The 16819-nt window shown below is 58.4% G+C and carries 19 protein-coding genes; 11 read left to right on the top strand and 8 right to left on the bottom strand.

Annotation, left to right across the window (positions count from 1 at the left end; all coding sequences use genetic code 11):
- Position 1 precedes the first annotated feature (1 nt).
- Entirely contained in the window at positions 2-1306 is a 1305-nt protein-coding gene (hmgA, locus tag TU74_RS06205) for a homogentisate 1,2-dioxygenase (RefSeq protein ID WP_047273410.1), read from the bottom strand.
- A 164-nt stretch (positions 1307-1470) separates the two neighbouring features.
- On the opposite strand from hmgA, the gene TU74_RS06200 reads away from it, so the two are divergent.
- Complete coding sequence (locus TU74_RS06200) at positions 1471-2265, top strand: IclR family transcriptional regulator (protein WP_048375591.1); 795 nt, start codon at positions 1471-1473, stop codon at positions 2263-2265.
- Between the two features lie 12 nt (positions 2266-2277).
- Here the strand turns inward: TU74_RS06200 and TU74_RS06195 are convergent, their stop codons facing one another.
- The 4 genes from TU74_RS06195 to TU74_RS06180 all read right to left on the bottom strand — a co-directional run bounded on the left by TU74_RS06195 (position 2278) and on the right by TU74_RS06180 (position 4664).
- Complete coding sequence (locus tag TU74_RS06195) at positions 2278-2637, bottom strand: hypothetical protein (protein ID WP_048375590.1); 360 nt, start codon at positions 2635-2637, stop codon at positions 2278-2280.
- Positions 2638-2741: 104 nt separating this feature from the next.
- Positions 2742-3113 (bottom strand): hypothetical protein, encoded by a 372-nt coding sequence (locus TU74_RS06190; protein ID WP_047273407.1) that lies wholly within the window; start codon positions 3111-3113, stop codon positions 2742-2744.
- A gap of 488 nt (positions 3114-3601) precedes the next feature.
- Complete coding sequence (locus TU74_RS06185) at positions 3602-4288, bottom strand: LrgB family protein (RefSeq protein WP_047273406.1); 687 nt, start codon at positions 4286-4288, stop codon at positions 3602-3604.
- Positions 4278-4664, bottom strand: a complete 387-nt coding sequence (locus TU74_RS06180) for a CidA/LrgA family protein (RefSeq protein WP_047275470.1) — start codon at positions 4662-4664, stop codon at positions 4278-4280. Before TU74_RS06180 ends, TU74_RS06185 begins: the two co-directional genes overlap by 11 nt.
- 99 nt (positions 4665-4763) lie before the next feature.
- Between TU74_RS06180 and TU74_RS06175 the strand changes: the two genes are divergently transcribed.
- Complete coding sequence (locus TU74_RS06175) at positions 4764-5660, top strand: LysR family transcriptional regulator (protein ID WP_047273404.1); 897 nt, start codon at positions 4764-4766, stop codon at positions 5658-5660.
- On the opposite strand, the gene TU74_RS06170 is transcribed toward TU74_RS06175, so the two are convergent.
- The gene (locus tag TU74_RS06170) at positions 5641-6096 is read right to left on the bottom strand and encodes a flavodoxin (protein ID WP_047273403.1); all 456 of its coding nucleotides are present in this window, start codon (positions 6094-6096) and stop codon (positions 5641-5643) included. The genes TU74_RS06175 and TU74_RS06170 overlap by 20 nt on opposite strands.
- 160 nt (positions 6097-6256) lie before the next feature.
- Between TU74_RS06170 and TU74_RS06165 the strand changes: the two genes are divergently transcribed.
- Together TU74_RS06165 and TU74_RS06160 are read left to right on the top strand one after the other, a co-directional pair.
- A complete protein-coding gene (locus TU74_RS06165; RefSeq protein ID WP_047273402.1) occupies positions 6257-6724 on the top strand; it encodes a PAS domain-containing protein in 468 nt (155 codons plus the stop codon).
- 59 nt (positions 6725-6783) lie between these two features.
- Positions 6784-7389, top strand: coding sequence for a hypothetical protein (locus TU74_RS06160; RefSeq protein ID WP_047273401.1), 606 nt, complete (start codon positions 6784-6786; stop codon positions 7387-7389).
- A 2-nt stretch (positions 7390-7391) separates the two neighbouring features.
- On the opposite strand, the gene TU74_RS06155 is transcribed toward TU74_RS06160, so the two are convergent.
- Positions 7392-8333, bottom strand: a complete 942-nt coding sequence (locus TU74_RS06155; protein WP_048375652.1) for a MerR family transcriptional regulator — start codon at positions 8331-8333, stop codon at positions 7392-7394.
- 177 nt (positions 8334-8510) lie between these two features.
- On the opposite strand from TU74_RS06155, the gene TU74_RS06150 reads away from it, so the two are divergent.
- The 6 genes from TU74_RS06150 (at position 8511) to TU74_RS06125 (ending at position 11518) form a co-directional block, all read left to right on the top strand.
- Positions 8511-9077 carry a putative antibiotic biosynthesis monooxygenase gene (locus tag TU74_RS06150; RefSeq protein ID WP_048375588.1) on the top strand — a complete coding sequence of 189 codons (567 nt, stop codon included), beginning with the start codon at positions 8511-8513 and terminating at the stop codon, positions 9075-9077.
- 114 nt (positions 9078-9191) lie between these two features.
- On the top strand, positions 9192-9902 hold the full coding sequence (folM, locus tag TU74_RS06145) for a dihydromonapterin reductase (RefSeq protein WP_047273398.1): 711 nt from the start codon (positions 9192-9194) through the stop codon (positions 9900-9902).
- A 23-nt stretch (positions 9903-9925) separates the two neighbouring features.
- Positions 9926-10486: a GTP cyclohydrolase I FolE gene (gene folE, locus TU74_RS06140; protein ID WP_047273397.1), complete on the top strand. Its 561-nt coding sequence runs from the start codon at positions 9926-9928 to the stop codon at positions 10484-10486.
- Positions 10486-10857 carry a dihydroneopterin triphosphate 2'-epimerase gene (gene folX / locus TU74_RS06135; RefSeq protein ID WP_047273396.1) on the top strand — a complete coding sequence of 124 codons (372 nt, stop codon included), beginning with the start codon at positions 10486-10488 and terminating at the stop codon, positions 10855-10857. The genes folE and folX overlap by 1 nt, the downstream gene beginning before the upstream one ends.
- Positions 10858-10887: 30 nt before the next feature.
- Positions 10888-11184: a DUF1244 domain-containing protein gene (locus TU74_RS06130; RefSeq protein ID WP_047273395.1), complete on the top strand. Its 297-nt coding sequence runs from the start codon at positions 10888-10890 to the stop codon at positions 11182-11184.
- Positions 11177-11518: a HopJ type III effector protein gene (locus TU74_RS06125; protein ID WP_048375585.1), complete on the top strand. Its 342-nt coding sequence runs from the start codon at positions 11177-11179 to the stop codon at positions 11516-11518. The genes TU74_RS06130 and TU74_RS06125 overlap by 8 nt, the downstream gene beginning before the upstream one ends.
- Here the strand turns inward: TU74_RS06125 and TU74_RS06120 are convergent.
- A complete protein-coding gene (locus TU74_RS06120) occupies positions 11515-12663 on the bottom strand; it encodes an AGE family epimerase/isomerase (protein WP_048375584.1) in 1149 nt (382 codons plus the stop codon). The two genes, TU74_RS06125 and TU74_RS06120, sit on opposite strands and share 4 nt — an antisense overlap.
- A gap of 380 nt (positions 12664-13043) precedes the next feature.
- On the opposite strand from TU74_RS06120, the gene TU74_RS06115 reads away from it, so the two are divergent.
- On the top strand, positions 13044-16685 hold the full coding sequence (locus TU74_RS06115; RefSeq protein ID WP_048375582.1) for a toxin VasX: 3642 nt from the start codon (positions 13044-13046) through the stop codon (positions 16683-16685).
- The last annotated feature ends 134 nt before the right edge of the window (positions 16686-16819 follow it).

Genomic DNA, 16819 nt, shown 5'->3' with positions numbered 1-16819 from the left:
CTTATCTCCGGTTCGGGGTGAAGGTGACGGGCAAGGAGGCCCAGCACGCGTCGTATTGAGTTTGCAGTTGCGGGCACTCCAGGGCGTACCGGGTCGCACGCAACACTTGGCTGGTCTCGAACATGAAGGCCATGGTGTTGTCGATCTTGCTCGGTTGCAGGTCGGCCGCAATGGCTTTGCTGCAGGTTTCGCCATCCGGGCCGTGGGCGCTCATGCAGCTGTGCAACGATGCGCCGCCGGGCAGGAACCCTTGCGCCTTGGCGTCGTAGCTGCCCTGAATCAAGCCCATGAATTCATTCATCAGGTTGCGATGAAACCACGGTGGCCGGAACGTATTTTCAGCCACCATCCAGCGGGGCGGGAAGATCACGAAGTCCAGGTTGGCCAGGCCCGGAACACTGGTGGGCGAGGTCAATACCGTGAAAATCGACGGGTCGGGATGGTCGAAACTGACCGTACCAATGGTATTGAAGCGGCGCAGGTCGTATTTGTACGGCACGTTGTTACCGTGCCAAGCGACCACGTTCAGGGGCGAATGATCCAGTTCACAGCCCCAGAGTTCGCCAAGGAATTTTTGCACCAGTTGGGTCGGTTGCTGACGGTCTTCGTAGTGCGCCACCGGGCTCAGGAAGTCTCGCGGGTTGGCCAGGCCATTGCTGCCGATTGGCCCCAGGTCCGGGAGGCGCAACGGCGCGCCGTGGTTTTCAGCGACATAACCGCGCGCCTGCGCATCCAGCAGCTCAACGCGGAATTTCATGCCGCGCGGAATGACCGCAATCTCCAGCGGCGCCAGGTCCAGACGCCCCAACTCAGTGGCAATCCGCAGGCGGCCCAGCTCAGGCACGATCAACAGTTCGCCATCCGCGTTAAAAAACACCCGCTGCATCGAGCTGTTGGCGCAGTAGTTATAAATGCTGATGCCTGAAGGCTGGTCTGCCGTGCTGTTGGCGGCCATTGCCACCAGGCCGTCGATGAAATCAGTCGACGCATCCGGGATCGGTAGCGGGTTCCAGCGTAAGCGGTTCGGTGTCACCGGGCCCAGCGTGCCGCCAGCCAGTTGCCGCTCAAGTTTGCTGAACGCAGGGTGATTGGCCGACGGCTGGATGCGGTACATCCACGTGCGGCGCGCTTCGCTGCGGGTCATGGTGAAGGCGGTGCCCGACAACAATTCGGCGTACAGGCCGTAAGGGGCTTTTTGCGGGGAGTTCTGGCCAACCGGCAAGGCGCCGGGCAGTGCCTCGCTGCAAAATTCGTTGCCGAACCCGGATTGATACTCAAGGGTCGACGAGGACAGTTCGAGGGTCATGGAGCCTCCAGAGTGGAGAAAGCAGTTAACTGCGCTCAGCGCTGAATCAGTGCGCGCACCACTGCATTATTTTTATCGTAATTCAATTACGCATAACGTAATTTGATTGCCGATTAGCGTCAAGCTATAAAGACGCCCATTCATCCCGAGATGTAAGCCATTCCATGGACAAGCCCAGCCCCAGCGCCGACACCACAGGCAAGCAAAAAGTACGTTCCGCTGAAGTCGGGACGGACATTCTCAAGGCACTGGCCGAGTTGTCGCCCTCCACCTCGCTGTCGCGTCTGGCTGAGCACGTGCAGATGCCCGCGAGCAAAGTGCATCGCTATTTGCAGGCCCTGATTGCCAGTGGATTTGCCGAGCAGAATCCCGCCACCAACCACTATGGTCTGGGGCGTGAAGCCTTGCGGGTCGGTCTGGCCGCGCTGAACAGTATGGATGTTGTGAAGGTCGCCGCAGCGCCCTTGTCCGAGTTACGCGATGACTTGAACGAGACCTGTTTTTTGGCGGTATGGGGCAACCAGGGCGCAACCGTCGTCCACATTGAACCAGCGGTGCGGGCCGTTACAGTGGTGACGCAATTAGGGTCGGTCTTGCCGCTTTTAAGCTCGTCGACGGGTCTGGTGTTCAATGCGTTCCTGCCCGACCGCGAAACCCGGGAGTTGCGCGCCTTGGAGCTCAGCAGTGAGCACCTGCACCCGCTACAAGCACCTGAAGCCTACGAGCAGTTGTGCGAGAAGATTCGTGAACGCGGCCTGCACGTGGTTCACGGTTTGTTGATGCCTGGCGTCGATGCCTTATCGGCGCCGGTGTTTGATGCGACCGGCATGGTAGCCGCCGTATTGACGGTGGTGGGCCCGGCGTCGCTGTTCCATCCCGATCAACAAGGCCCGGCTGCCAGCCGTGTATTGGCTGCCAGCCAGGCGATCAGTTGGCGCATGGGGTATCAGCAGCGCTGATACCCTCAGGGCTTACCTGCTCCACTGATATTTGGCTTCATCCTGCAGTTTGCGCATGATTTTTTCGATGTCATACAACGAAGGCTTGCGGATGCGATCGGCTTCATCAAACGTCCAGGGCTTGGAGAAAGCCTGGGTCAGCCCCTGGACGTAGGTGGGTTCACGGTCTTGCACCAAACACGTAAAACCGACTTCGAGCAGCGATTCGCTGGAGACCAGTTCAAGCGTGACCGGATCGTCCACGATGTTGATGTACACCTCGCCGCAATCCAGACCGTACCCTTCAAGCTGCTTGTTCAAAAAGGTCCGGATGCGATCATTTAAGGCGTTCAACAATTGCGGATCTTTTGAGTCATCAATAACGTTGTTCACGTTGCCATTCCTGTAAGGACCTCCCCCAGTGCGTTCGTTCTGACAGCATGATCCTGTCAATACCTCAGGTTTTCAGCGAACTTCGGGGGTTATGAAAGGGAATATCAGCTGTTCCAGTGTTCTTTGGCATGCGCCAACAGCTCTTGCATAAGCGCTTCCACTTCACGGACAGACGGGCTGCTCACGCGAACAGCTTCGTCATAGACCCAATGCTTCGAGAAGCACCCGGTCACTGCGGTGTCGTGAATTTGAACATTGCCCCACTCCAGCGTGTCATTGCCCAGGGCATTCAGGTCCTGGCTGAATGTCACGACAGGCTCGGCGGCATTGCTGACGGTGGTGATGTATACCTGCTGACTGTCTGTGCCGTGCGCCTCAAGCTTGGCGTTCAGGAATTCACGTACGCGCGTATCGATTTCCGGGCTTGGCTTGAGGGTGAAGTCGACGTCAGCAGCATTTTTATCAATCGTGTTCAAGGTAAAACTCCTTTTATAACTACCCGCCCTTCAGCCTCATGCTGAAATTGGAAAGCAGGCAGAAACCTGTCGATGGCTTATTAAATGCGATCTGACACGGGGCGATGCACTACATAGTTATTGACGGGATAGTCGCGAAGAGTCCCAAGAGATGTGGGCTAGAGAGCCGCATCAGGCATTTCACTATTGCCGAAGTTGTAACAGAGATTGTCTGAAAGCAGACTTACTCCCGCTCCGCCCACGCCGTATTCTTGCCCCCGGTTTCAGGCGCACTGCCAGAGCCCCACGGGCATTGAGTCGCGACGATTCTGCCGACCGAATTCAGTCCCAAGCCTTACAGGTCATGGGCAATCCAGGTTCACCTTGACGTTGATTTGTAGCTCCTTGATCGAACGTCTTCCTTGGCCGCTGTCTTTACAGCGGCCTTTTTTATGAGCGGGATTTGAAGGGTGGGCATAGCAGTGCCCGGCAGGCAATGAGCGTGGTGACTACAACACCATCGCCAACAGCGGTGCCGCAAAGAGATTGAGAATACCGGTCAGCACCATGACCAGCCCCGCGACGGAGCCTTCTTCGCTGCCGACCTCACGGGCACGGCTCACGCCCGCGCCATGGGCACCGATCCCGAACAACGCTCCGCGCGCCAAACTGCTGTGCAGCGGCAACCACTTAAGCAGGATGCCCCCGAGCAAGGCGCCAAACACGCCGGTAAACATGACGAAGACTGCGGTCAGCTCAGGTACGCCGCCCAGATCTTGCGCCAGTGGCATGGCAAAGGGCGTGGTGATGGAGCGTGGCACCAGCGACAGGGTCAACGAGGTGTCCAGCGCCAGCGCCCTGGCCAGCCAGAACGAGCTGGCGATGGACGCCGCACTCCCCGCCAGCATCCCCAGCAGCAACGCCACCCAGTGCTTGGCCAGCAAGAGCCGCTGTTGCCAGATCGGTACAGCAAAGGCCACCGTGACCGGCCCCAGCACGAGCATCAGCCAATGGGTGTTGCTGGCGTACTCGGCGTACGCCGTGTGCAGAGGCACCGCCACGGCCAGCAACAACGCGGGCACAAGGATCAGCGGCGACAGCAGGTAGCGCCCTGTGCGCCGATACAACCAGCGACTCAAGCCATAGGTCGCCAAGGTCAGCAGCAGCCAGAACATCGGCATCCATTCAAACTTCATGGCGCAACCTCCAGCGGCACACGGCCTCGACGGTGAAAGCCGTGACGACCATCACCAACAAGGTGCTGATCCCGATCACCAGCAAAATTCGCCAGCCTTCGTCCCGTACCAGTGCGCCGTAGTCGAGCAGGCTCATCAACGCCGGAATAAAAAACAGCAGCATTTCAGCCATGAGCACACCCGCGCCCAGTTGCAGCGCGGCCGGTTTGACCCAACCCAGCGCAAACGCCAGGAGCAACAGCGCCATGCCCACTACCCCACCCGGAATGGGCAGGTGTAACCACACCGAAATCTGGCAACCGAGAAAATAAATAGCCAGCAATACGGCGATTTCGCTGACTAGACGGCCCAAGCGTTTTACATCGAAGCGTTTCATTTTGTGTCCATCCCAAACAGGCTTTCAGTGTAAAGACACCCCTTCCATCCCGAAAACGAATTGTTAGACTGACAGCCATTCCAAACAGGAATTTGAAAAATGGAATTCAAACAATTGCGCACATTCGTTGAAGTTGCGCGCGCCGGGGGCTTTACACCGGCCGCCCATACCTTGCACATCAGCCAATCGGCAGTGAGCAAGCAGGTGGCGCAGCTTGAACACAACCTTGGCACGCCGCTGTTTGACCGCCTCGGTTCGCACGTGCGGCTGACCGCAGCGGGCACGGTGGTATTGCAACGGGCTGAGGGGATGTTGCGTCTGCAACAAGAGTTGTTGAGCGAACTGGACGACTTGAGTCAACTGACCCGCGGCGAGTTGCGCCTGGGCTTGCCGCTGTTGGGCAGCGATGCGCTATTCGCCAGCCTGTTTGCCGAATACCGGCGCCGGTATCCCAATATTCAGGTGCAATTGCTCGAAGGCGGCAGCCTGGTGGTTGAGCAGGCCGTGTTGAGCGGCGAGCTGGAGTTGGGCGGCAGTTTGACGCCGAAAAACCCGACCTTTGCCTATCAACCGTTTTGTGATGAGCCACTGGACGCACTGCTTCCTGCCGATCATCCGCTGGCTGAAGACGGCAGCGTGCGACTGGAGCAGCTGTCTGAAACCCCGTTCTTGCTGTATCAGCGCAGTTTTGTATTAAACGATCGGTTACTGCAGGCCTGTCAGCAATTGGGTTTTACCCCCAAAGAGGGGGGCCGCAGCGGGCAGTCGGATTTTCTGGTGGCGCTGGTGGCCGCCGGTCAGGGCGTGGTGTTGCTGCCCAGCGTGGTGGCACGCGGGCTGGTTCGCCCCGGCGTGGTGAGGCTAAAACTCATCGCGCCTGAAGATCTGCGATGGGACATCGCGTTCATCTGGCGCGAAGGGGCGTATTTGTCTCGCGCAGCGCAAGCCTGGCTGGAGCTGCTGCGCGAACGGCCGGTTACTGGGTCAGTGCTTTGATGAAGGCTTCGACCCACGGTTCGCAGTCACTTTCCGGGGTCACGGTTTCGCTGGCATCCAGGCGCAACATCGGCTGGACTTCACGCAATCCCAGTTCCGCGAACAACTCGCTCATCAGTTGACCGCCGCCGCAGTAGGTATCGCCATAGCTTTCATCACCGAGCGCGATCACGCCACCCGGCAAGCCGCGCCAGGCCGCAGGCAGTTGGTCACGGATGGTGCTGTATAACGGCGCCAGATTGTCCGGCAGCTCGCCCATGCCGGTGGTCGAGGTCACCGCCAGCAAGGCTTCTGGGGCAAATGCCTGGATATCGGCCAGGGTTGCGCGAGAATTGAGCAAAACCTCGCACCCGGCATCGGTCAGCAATTGTTTGGCATGACGGGCAACTTCTTCTGCGGTGCCATACACCGAGCCACAAAGGATGGCGACTTTCATCAATCTGATCCTGTCACTGACTAAAAGGCTGGGATATTAGCAGGTGACGCCACGTTTCGGTGATGGCACGTGGACAGCTCGTACCTTTGTCTTAGAATGCATGGGGCCTGCAGGCGCATTTGTCCGGAAACCATTCACTCACTTTCAGAAGAGCGGCTTGATGATCAACGCACGTTTGCTGCAACGCATGGTTGACGCGTCCCAAGACGGCATTGTGGTAGCCGAGCTTGAGGGGGACGACACCATCCTGATTTACGCGAACAAAGCCTTTGAAACACTCACGGGGTACAGCAGTGACGAGGTTTTGTACCAGGATTGCCGGTTTTTGCAGGCCGGTGATCGGGACCAGGTCGCGCTGCAAGTGATCCGCGATGCCATGGCCCGTGGCGAGCCGGTCCGTCAGCGGCTGCGCAATTACCGCAAAGATGGCACGCACTTCTGGAACGAGCTGTCGATCACCCCGGTTTTCAACGAAAGCGATCAGCTGACGTATTTCATTGGTGTGCAGAAGGATGTCTCTCAACAAGTGAAAGCTGAGCAGCGTGTAGCGCAACTGGAAGTCGAGTTAGCGGCGGTCCGGCAGGAACTGCAAACCCTCAAGGCGACGAGCGGCCTCAACAAAATGTAGAATCGATGGTCTGTTGTAAACAGTTACGACTTTTTATTGACCCGCTTCTGAGTTTCACCATGTCACACGATGCCCTTCTGACTCAGGACGAGTTGGATTTCATTCAGACCATGCATCAAAACCCGCTGCTCAATCAGCGGGATGCGTCGTCGAGCCTGACGCTCAACGGTGTGGCACAAATTCGCGATCTGCTCACGCGCCTGGCCGCCCATGAGCAAGTGACGCTCCAGGCTCAAATCGCCAACCAGCAAATGAGTTTCCCGCTGCGTCTGGTTGAAGATGAATTCCATGCGCAGCACTTGCAATTGGGGGCGCCGAGCATTTTTGAAGAGGGGCCGCTGATTCGCCCGTGGCGTTTCACGCTCGCTGAACCGGTTGCATTGGAGAATATTCGCGGGCGCAGTGGCCAACTGTGGGTCAGTGAGGTGTCGTTCAAGGGCATGCTGATTGATGTGCGCAATGACAGTCGCCCGCCGCGCCAGTTTTGCCAATGGTTCAGCCCCACCGGCTATGAGCGCATTGCCGTGCGCGGCACGCTGGAGCGCAAGACCGAGCTGGGGCAATACGCTTACCGTCTAAGCCAGCGCGATGCAGGTGAAACAGAACGCCTGCGCCAGTTCATCCTGCAACAGCATCGTCTCGCCCACCCCGCCTTGCATGCCTAGCCTCAGGCACCCTTGAGATACGCATCCAGTCGTTGACTCATCACGCCGGGTTCACACCCCAGACAACCGATGGATGAGTCCAGCAAATGGTCGTGTGCCAACTCGCACGCTTCGCCCGCCAGCCACACCGCGCAACTCACGCCGTGTACCAGACGCAATAAACGCTCGATCCGCGAAGGGCTCAGTGCACGTGTACCCAACAGGACCAGGGCCTGGGGATTGACCTTTTCGCAAATCAACGACAGTTCATTCAGCGGCTGCCCGACAGCCAACACGCGGATCGCCCGGTCATTGCGCGCCAGCAACAAGCCTGTCACCAGTAATTGCAGCTCATGGCACAGCTCTGGCAAACCCACCAGCACGACACACTGCGCATGCTCGGTTGCGCCTTGCATGTTCAGGCGTTGCAGCACACGGCCGCGCAGGAAACTGTCGAGCAATAGCCACTCGCTGGTACGACCAAACTCGTCTTGCTGACGCAACAAAAGCTGCCAAAGCGGCATAAACACATCGTTGAACACAATCTGCGGCGGATAGCTGGAAAAAATCTGCCCGTAGAGCCGCTCTAACTCGCGCTCATCAAAGGCATTGAGCGCCTCACTGATGCGTGATTGCCACTGCGCGTATTCATCCGCCTGCGGGGTGGACTCAGGGCGGTCAAGCTCGGCCCGGCGGGCCAGCAACTCACCCACTTTGCTGACAGAAACGCCCCGTTCAATCCAGCCTTGAACCTGACGCACTGTCTCAATATCGGTCATGGAATACAGCCGATGCCCACTTTCGGTGCGTTTTGGCTCGATCAAGCCATAACGTCGCTCCCAGGCACGCAACGTGACCGGGTTAATGCCGGTCAGGCGGGCGACCTCGCGGATCGGGTAAAGACCTTCGATGTCTGGCTCGGCCGCAGGCAAGACTGCAGGCGCACGATCAATAATCACGGGCATGGAATGGGCCACGTTCACGGTAAAGAAGCGAGTCTAACGCGCATTCACGGCTGTTCAAAATGGCGTGTGACCCGGATTTTGGAACAATCCTTGCTTGATGGCCTTGCAGCCCACCATCCCGGCGCTGCCCTTAATGCCTGCCCTACCCGGGCCGCATCCGTTTGATGGAGATACACAATGTCTACCTCCCCAGTCACCTTGATGGTTGCACGCCGTGTCGCCCAAGGGCGTTATCAGGAACTGATCGTCTGGCTACACGAAGGCGAACAATTGGCCACGGACTTCCCCGGCTATCTGGGGTCGGGCGTACTGGCCCCGCCGCCCGGCGACGACGAATTCCAAATCATTTTCCGCTTTGTCGACGAAGCAACCCTAAACGCGTGGGAACATTCTGTTTCGCGCAAATCCTGGTTGCTGCGCGGCAGCGATCTGTTTGCCCATCCCCACGAGCACCGCGTCAAAGGCATCGATGGCTGGTTTGGCGCAGCCGGGCAACGTCCGCCCCGCTGGAAGCAAGCAATCGCCATATGGCTCGCCTTTTTCCCGGTATCGCTGCTGTTCAACGTTGTGCTGAGCCCGTGGCTGGGCGAGCTGGGGCTGGTGACTCGCGTGTTGGTCAGCACGTTGGCCCTGACGCCGTTGATGGTGTATTGGTTTATTCCGCTGTCGACCCACCTGCTGGCGGGCTGGCTGCACAGCACGCCTGAGAAAAGCCTGCGCACCGCCGCCCCGCAGAGCCGCTGAGTCGCCCCCTCAAAACAGGAGAGTCCGCCCGGGCATGGCCGTGGTCCAGTGGACGCTGGTATAGTTTTGCCATTACGCCGCTGCACTCTCCTGTTTTTCTGACCCGAGCCTGCCATGCCTTCTCACTCTGCCCCCATTTTGATCACGGGCGCTGGCCAGCGCATTGGCCTGCACTGCGCGCAGCAATTATTGGCCGACGGTTACGACGTCATCTTCAGCTACCGCACTGAAAAACCCGGCGTGCAGACGCTAAGGGATCTGGGGGCAACGGCACTTCAGGCGGATTTTTCGACCGAGCACGGCATCCTCGGGTTTATCGAACAACTCAAACAGCACACCGACACCCTGCGTGCCATCGTGCATAACGCTTCGGCCTGGCTTCCCGAAAAAACTGACACACAAACCAGTGATTTCACGCAGATGTTCAGCGTCCATATGCTTGCGCCCTACCTGATCAACCTGCATTGCAGTGAACTGCTGGAGCGCTCTAACCCGGCGGACATCGTGCATATCAGCGACGATGTCACGCGCAAGGGCAGCAGCAAGCACATTGCCTATTGCGCGACCAAAGCCGGTCTCGACAGCCTGACCTTGTCATTCGCGGCTAAACTGGCGCCACGCATCAAAGTCAACGGCATCGCACCGGCGCTGTTGATGTTCAACCCGGACGACGACGCGGCATACCGTACCAAGGCGCTGGCCAAATCTGCGCTGGGCATAGAACCCGGCCCGCAGGTCATCTACCACAGCCTGCGTTATCTGCTGGACAACCCCTACGTCACCGGCACCACCCTGACCGTTAACGGCGGTCGGCATCTTAAATAAGCCGTCCGCGAGGAAGTATTTTCATGAGCACATCGTTGCCTGAGCATTACCGCGAGATCCTGGTGGGTCTCGGTGAAAACCCTGACCGCGAAGGCTTGCTCGACACCCCGAAACGCGCCGCCAAGGCGATGCAATACCTGTGTCACGGCTATGGCCAGAGCCTTGAGGACATCGTCAACGGTGCCCTTTTCGCCTCGGACAGCGATGAGATGGTGATTGTCGCCGACATCGAGCTGTACTCGTTGTGTGAACACCACTTGCTGCCCTTCATCGGCAAGGCCCACGTGGCGTATATCCCGACCGGCAAGGTGCTCGGCCTGTCGAAAGTCGCCCGCATCGTCGACATGTTCGCCAGGCGCCTGCAGATTCAGGAAAACCTGACGCGGGAAATCGCCGATGCCATTCAAAGCATCACCCAGGCAGCGGGCGTGGCGGTGGTCATTGAAGCCAAGCACATGTGCATGATGATGCGCGGCGTCGAAAAACAGAATTCCACCATGAACACGTCGGTAATGCTCGGCGCGTTTCGTGAACCGAGCACCCGCATGGAGTTCTTGCAACTGATTGGACGGAGCAAGCCGTAATGCCACAACTTCAGCCAGGAATGGCCCGTATTCGCGTCAAAGACCTGTGCCTGCGCACCTTCATCGGGATCAATGAAGACGAAATCCGCAACAAACAGGATGTGTTGATCAACCTCACCATCCTGTACGCGGCGCAAGAAGCCGTGCGCGATAACGACATCGATCACGCGCTCAACTACCGCACCATCACCAAGGCGGTGATTGCCCACGTTGAAGAAAACCGCTTCGCCCTGCTGGAGCGGCTGACCCAGGAATTACTGGATCTGGTGATGGCCAATACGGCGGTGTTGTATGCCGAGGTCGAAGTCGACAAACCGCACGCCCTGCGTTTTGCCGAATCGGTATCGATCACCCTGGCCGCCAGCCGCTAAGCTGGCCTGCCCTTACGCCCGGAGCACAACATGACTGACCAGCAACGCCTTGAACTCGAAGCCGCTGCCTTTCGCCGCCTCGTCGCCCACCTCGACAGCCGCAAGGACGTGCAAAACATTGACCTGATGAACCTTTCGGGGTTTTGCCGCAATTGCCTGTCCAAGTGGTACAAGGCCGCGGCCGATGAGCGCCAGATCGAGCTGAGCCTCGATGACGCCCGTGAAGTGGTTTACGGCATGCCCTACGCCGAGTGGAAAGCCCAGTACCAGAAAGAAGCCTCTGCCGAACAGGCGGCGGCGTTTGCCCAAGGAAAAAAGCATGACTGACCTGAACACCCTGCGCGCCAGCCTGAACAGCGGCGAACACGTTTTTGCCGATACCCTGGCGTTCATCGTCGAGCACTACGATTACCAGCCGCAGGCATTCACCAACGGCGACGTGGAAAACGCGGCCAAGCAAAACGAGGGTTCGTGCAAAACAGTGGGGCTGGCGTTGCTCGAAGGGTTGAGCGATCAGGATACTTTGCTGGCGTTTGGCGAACATTACCGCTCAGTCCTGGCGACCCCCGAGGGCAGCGATCACGGCAACATTCGCGCGCTGATCGCTCACGGTCTGGCCGGGGTGAAATTCACCGCCCGGCCACTGACGCGCAAGGCTTAAATCGGGCCGACTGACGCGAAGTACTGCGCCAGGCCGCTGTAACACGTGGCCAGGTGATAGGGCGTTGTTGATGGCATGTCGGCGCGGCTGACATGCCCTTGCGGATCCAGGCACTCGTACCAGCCCCCGTGGTGCAAGAAATGCTGCTGCAACGCCTGCAACTGGCGTGGCAGACGCTCAAGGCAATTCTTGCGCAATGTCAGCGCCCGCACATACTCGGCCTGTGCCCAGATTCGCTGAGTACCATCTCGCAATTGGCCATCACTGCCCAACATGCCGCACACCGCGCCTGTCTGCGCATCCACCCCGACCTGTTCGGCATAACTGAACGCGCGATCCAGCGAGCCGTGCAGCGCCGTGGTGCGCAGCAACGTCGACGAGTGCAGCAGGAAATACCATTCGAATTGATGCCCAGGCTCGAACCAGTTGTCTGCCGCGCCACGGGGTTTTTCCAGCATCACGCCATGCTCGGGGGCGATAAAACGTGTTTGCATGCCCTCGGCCAGCGCCAGCAATGCACGGCGGGTGGGCACATCGTCACGCACCGAAAGCGTGGCCAGAAACCCCTCAGCCAGGTGCATCAACGGATTTTGCAGCGGCCCGCTGCCCAGCGGCGACCAGTCCCGGTCCAGGCTGGCTTCATACAACCCCTCGCCATCGCTGAACCGCTCGGCCACGACCTGTAGCGCGGCATTGAGCACCGATTCAACCAGCGGTTCACGCACCTTGCCCCAGTAATGAGCACAGGCAAAAATGATGAACGCATGGGTGTAGAGGTCTTTGCGCTGATCCTGCGGCGCGCCGTGCGGGTCGATGCTGTAGAACCAGCCCCCGTGCTCGGCGTCATGAAAGTGTTGCTGCATCGAGCGAAACAGCGCCGCTGCCCGCTCGGCCGCGCCCGGGAAGGCCGGGTCACCGATCAGGCTGGCGAAGACATACAACTGACGGGCGCAGGCCATGGCGCGATAACGCTGAGGGGCCAGGGGTTGATGGTCGGCGCTCAACGCTTCATAGGGCAACGCCAGTTCGGCATTCCAGCCGGGACCTTGCCACAACGGCACGATGACCTGACGAAAATGCTGCTGCACGGCCGCAAACCGGGCAATCAGTTCGGAAGGAAAAACAGGGCTGGTTACATCGGGCATCGGCAGGATTCGTCACGGCTGGGGCGTTTGCGCGACATGATACACCCAAAGTTCGCTGGCACCGATGAGGGTGTTTACCGCTCGGCGCAGGGACAGAAAACGGCGTGCCAGCGCTGTTTTGGCAAAACAGGCCAATTTGCGCAGAAAGCTGCGCAGCGACTTTCGGATAAGCCCCCACCTCAAGGCTACAGCCCGCGCAGACAACGCCTTCTGGCGTATCGGGCAACAACTTGCGCACATTGACGGACATACAACACCGGGATCCACCGGGCTTGCGGCGCAAAGTGCCGGTTTACAAGGGCGGCAGGGAGGCTGGCATAAGTCTTGAGTGGTGCTGACTTTTAACCGTCGCGGGCGTCACACCTGCGGGAGCCTCAGACATGGCCAATAGCATCCCTCGCCGAAACCCCAACAACATCAACCGAAGCCGACTGGACGCCAAGGTCGCGCTCGGCGTATGTCCGCTTAGCAAGCCCACCCTGCAACTGGTGCCACTGCGCTACGGTTTGGTAGACAACCCGGCGCTGGACCCGGCCAATGCCCTGTCCATGCCGTACCGCCTGAGCAGCCGCCCGCTCGGGATACGTTTGCCCCGTGACGGCTGGCTGTATGTGATCGACAGTGCCACAGGCGAATTATCCGAATACCGGTTGCTTGACGGCCTGCTCACGCAGTTGCTGCTAAAAAGCACAACCGTCACAGAAGACGAGCGGCAGACGTCAATCGGCCCGCCTCACTTGATTGTGTCCAGGCACAGCTCCTTGTATGTCACGTATGCCGAGACGCAGTGGACGGCCAGAAAATGCCAGCAAGTGCTCAACTCGGCCGAAGAACGCACTCATTTTATGCAAGCGGTGCATCCCGGCCTGACGAACTGCCAAACGGGCGGTACGCACTTGCTCACCCCGCAAATGGCCGAGCAATGGCTGGCCGAAGTGGCCACTGAATATGTGGACTATCACCAGCAGCACCTTGACCAGACCGCGAGGTTGGCCGAACACGCGGCTTTTGCCGAACGCCAGCGCCAGTTGGCCAAAACCCCTGAACACGAGCGCCAGCCTTATCTGTGGGAACAGCCCCGACGCTTCCAACAGATATCCATGGGCACCCTGGCCAGCAGCGTGGCGCCGGAGTACCACCATGACATTCTCTATTTAGTGCTGGATGACACCCTGGGCGTTTTACGTGACTTGGCCAATTATCAGGATGAAGTCGTAGGCTGGGTCACTGACTGGGCCAACGGTGGAGCGCAAAAGGGTCACAACGAGCGGAATTACCTGTTGGGGTGTTACATCGAGTCCCTCACCTGGTTGGCCGAATCGGACTGGCAAACATTCGCGGCCACCCTCGATGACCCGGCCATCCAGGCACTGCTGGAAGACTTCAAAAAACTGCCTGAGCCTGAGCGCGCGGTGACGGGCAAAGCGATACACGAGTACCTCAATCGAGGCGGACTGATGACGCCGCCCCCCAACACATCGATTCCAGCAGACCTTGAAGCCCTGAGGCGTGAGGCTGAGATGGAGGCAGCGCTGTATCAAGCGTATGTGCCAGACCTACAATTGCTCGCGGTGCGAGCCGTTGAAGATATCGACCGCTGTTATTACACGCGAGCGCATTTTCGCGTAGCACCTGCTGCGTTTGTCGAGGCCCATTTCGACGCGTTGATAACCCTGGGTAAACAACGCAGCCGTGATACCCAAGACATCCTGTTTGGCGCACGGTTCGGCCAGCGAGGCGTGAACGAACTCATCGACCGCCCCGCCATGGATCGCGAGCTGCAGGCACATCGTGACGGGCTTGAGCGCTGGAACCGTGTGCTGGACAGCATCACCGCTGACCGGGTTGCTCTGATAGCCCGCGGCGCCTTTCACAACGCTGCCTGGTACTTCGATGCCCAACAGGCAGGGCAAGTGGATCACGCGTTCTCACTTGAATACGCCTGCCTGAAAGATATTTGCCGCAGCGATGAAGCGTGCGACCAATTGCTGGCCTACCTCGAAGGCAACCCGCAATTCGTTCTCACGTTGTACTACACCCTGCCCATTAGCGAACAAACGGCGTTGTGGGTTCAGTACGCCTTTTTACTTGCCAGCAGCTTGGCCGTGTACAACAACTTGCCCGAGCAACTGGCGCGTCTGGACACCCTGGAACGCGGTCGCCTGCCAGCGCTGGACGAGCTACCAGAAAGCACGCGCAACGTGGCCCATGCCGCACAACACGCCTGGAGCCCGGCCCTGAACCGCGGGCTGGAATCCCTGGTTACCAGTTTTGACGGCATTGTCAAAGGCAACACCATGCCGGACCTCGACCAATTGTTTCGAGACCTGCCCCAGGCATTGACCCTGCGCATTTTGCAGGCGGCCAAAACGGAAGGCGCAACCTTTCACTTTGCCACCCCGGCCGAGCTGGACAGCCTGCGCGAAACCCTGAAAGAGGTGCTGGACCAGCGCGAAAGGCTGTTGAAACTCAAGCATAAGCGTCAGCAGGTCAACCGCGTTGACGGCCATCGCTCGCTCAAATCCCAACAGCTACTGCACGAAATCAACACCCTGCGCGGGCAACTGACCCAAGGAGAGGCCCGACTGGCCGCCAGCATCAGCCCCATCCCGGAACTGCCCGACGAACATGTCAGGCTCTTCGGATCGGCACCCGGGCGTGCAGGCATGACCGTCATTTTCGCCCCGGAAGGCCATCGCCAAGTCGCAAGTTTAATGAGCAACTTTAAAGAAGGCGTTCACCGTGCGCCGGTGATGAATGTGCTGGGGGACGGGGCAGCGCTGTTGTTGTTTTTCGCGCAGTTGGTGAACTTTCTTCAGGTGACTAAAGAGGTAATGGGTGTTGCTCGGAAAGATCGTAAGTTTATGCCACTTATAAGCTCTCTGGCAGCGACCGGTGCAAGTGGTTTTGCTGCTGCTCAAGGCGCTTTTGATACAGCATTGAATGCTCAGATTGAAAATTTGAAAGCCAGTTTAAGAATGACCTCTCCAAGTAGTTTACAAGTCACTCTGGGGAAGTTGCATGTTGGATTGGGAGTTGGGACGTATGCTTTTGGCTTATACTCAGCATTAATTAGCTCCAGTACTTACCACGGCAATTGGGTAGAAGCTGTACGAAGCGGCAATCGAGGTACTCAAAACGGTGCAGTATTACAGCTGATCAGTGCCAGCGGTTTAGGCGCCAGCAATGCATATGGTCTATTTAACAGTATTAGCTCAGTAGCTCAGGTATTTAGTGCAGCTAAAGGCCCAGCCAGAAACACTGCCTGGATAATTTCAGGCGCTCGTCTTTCCCTGGTGTTTCTCCGCTTCAGTCTTGTAGGAGGACTATTCACCCTGCTCGAACTTGCAGGAACTTGGATGTACAACCACTACAACACCAGCGCTCACGACCAGTGGCTACAAAGCACACCGTGGGGGCTGGAAACAGACAAACAAAAAAACCTCAGCCTCGCCGGCTTTCAAAGTCACCTTCAAGCGTTGCTGCAAGCCCCCTTCGTTCAGGTCAAGCGCCGCCCGGAACGCTCGTATTTGGCAGGCTGGTTCCCGGCCACTCAAGTCGGGGAGATCACCATCAATCTGCCGGGTTTAAACCTGCAAGACTTTCAAGCGCCATTAGGCGGGCAGCCCCCTCATGGGTTAAAGGTTGGGGCCCGGCGTTTTATCACGGTATTGGACGGGGGCAGACGCCCCAGAAAGTACGCGCAAGAACTCAGTGAACCGGTACAGGCCGGGCTTTTTCGTGTGGAAACGGGCGCACCTAATACGCCGGGGCTGAGGTTAAACCTGAGTTATCCGAATCACCCTGAACGCATTAACGGCAAGTTGCATGAAGAACTGTTACTTGAACTTCAGCTGATGTCTGCGGATGAACAGGGCCAACCGGTCGTGCGCTCGCACCTTATCCACTTTAACCCCTTTGAGGAAGGCCAGTATCCTTCAGCCGCCCACCCGTTACCCTCCCCTGCGCTGACCTTGTTGGCTGTCGACGTTTTGGCATTAAAGGAAATCCCTGATGCGTGAATACCCAAACAGATCGCATTTGAGCTCTGTGCCTGAAGCGTTACGCCGGGCAGGTGATGTCGAACCTTTCCTGACGGGTCGTAAGACATACCTGGCACCGTTACCTCTTCCTACAGATGCCCATCCGTATTGCC

Source organism: Pseudomonas lundensis (assembly GCF_001042985.1).
GTDB lineage: Bacteria > Pseudomonadota > Gammaproteobacteria > Pseudomonadales > Pseudomonadaceae > Aquipseudomonas > Aquipseudomonas lundensis.
Note: the sequence above shows the minus strand (reverse complement) of the source record. Positions and strands in the feature narration are given on the sequence as shown.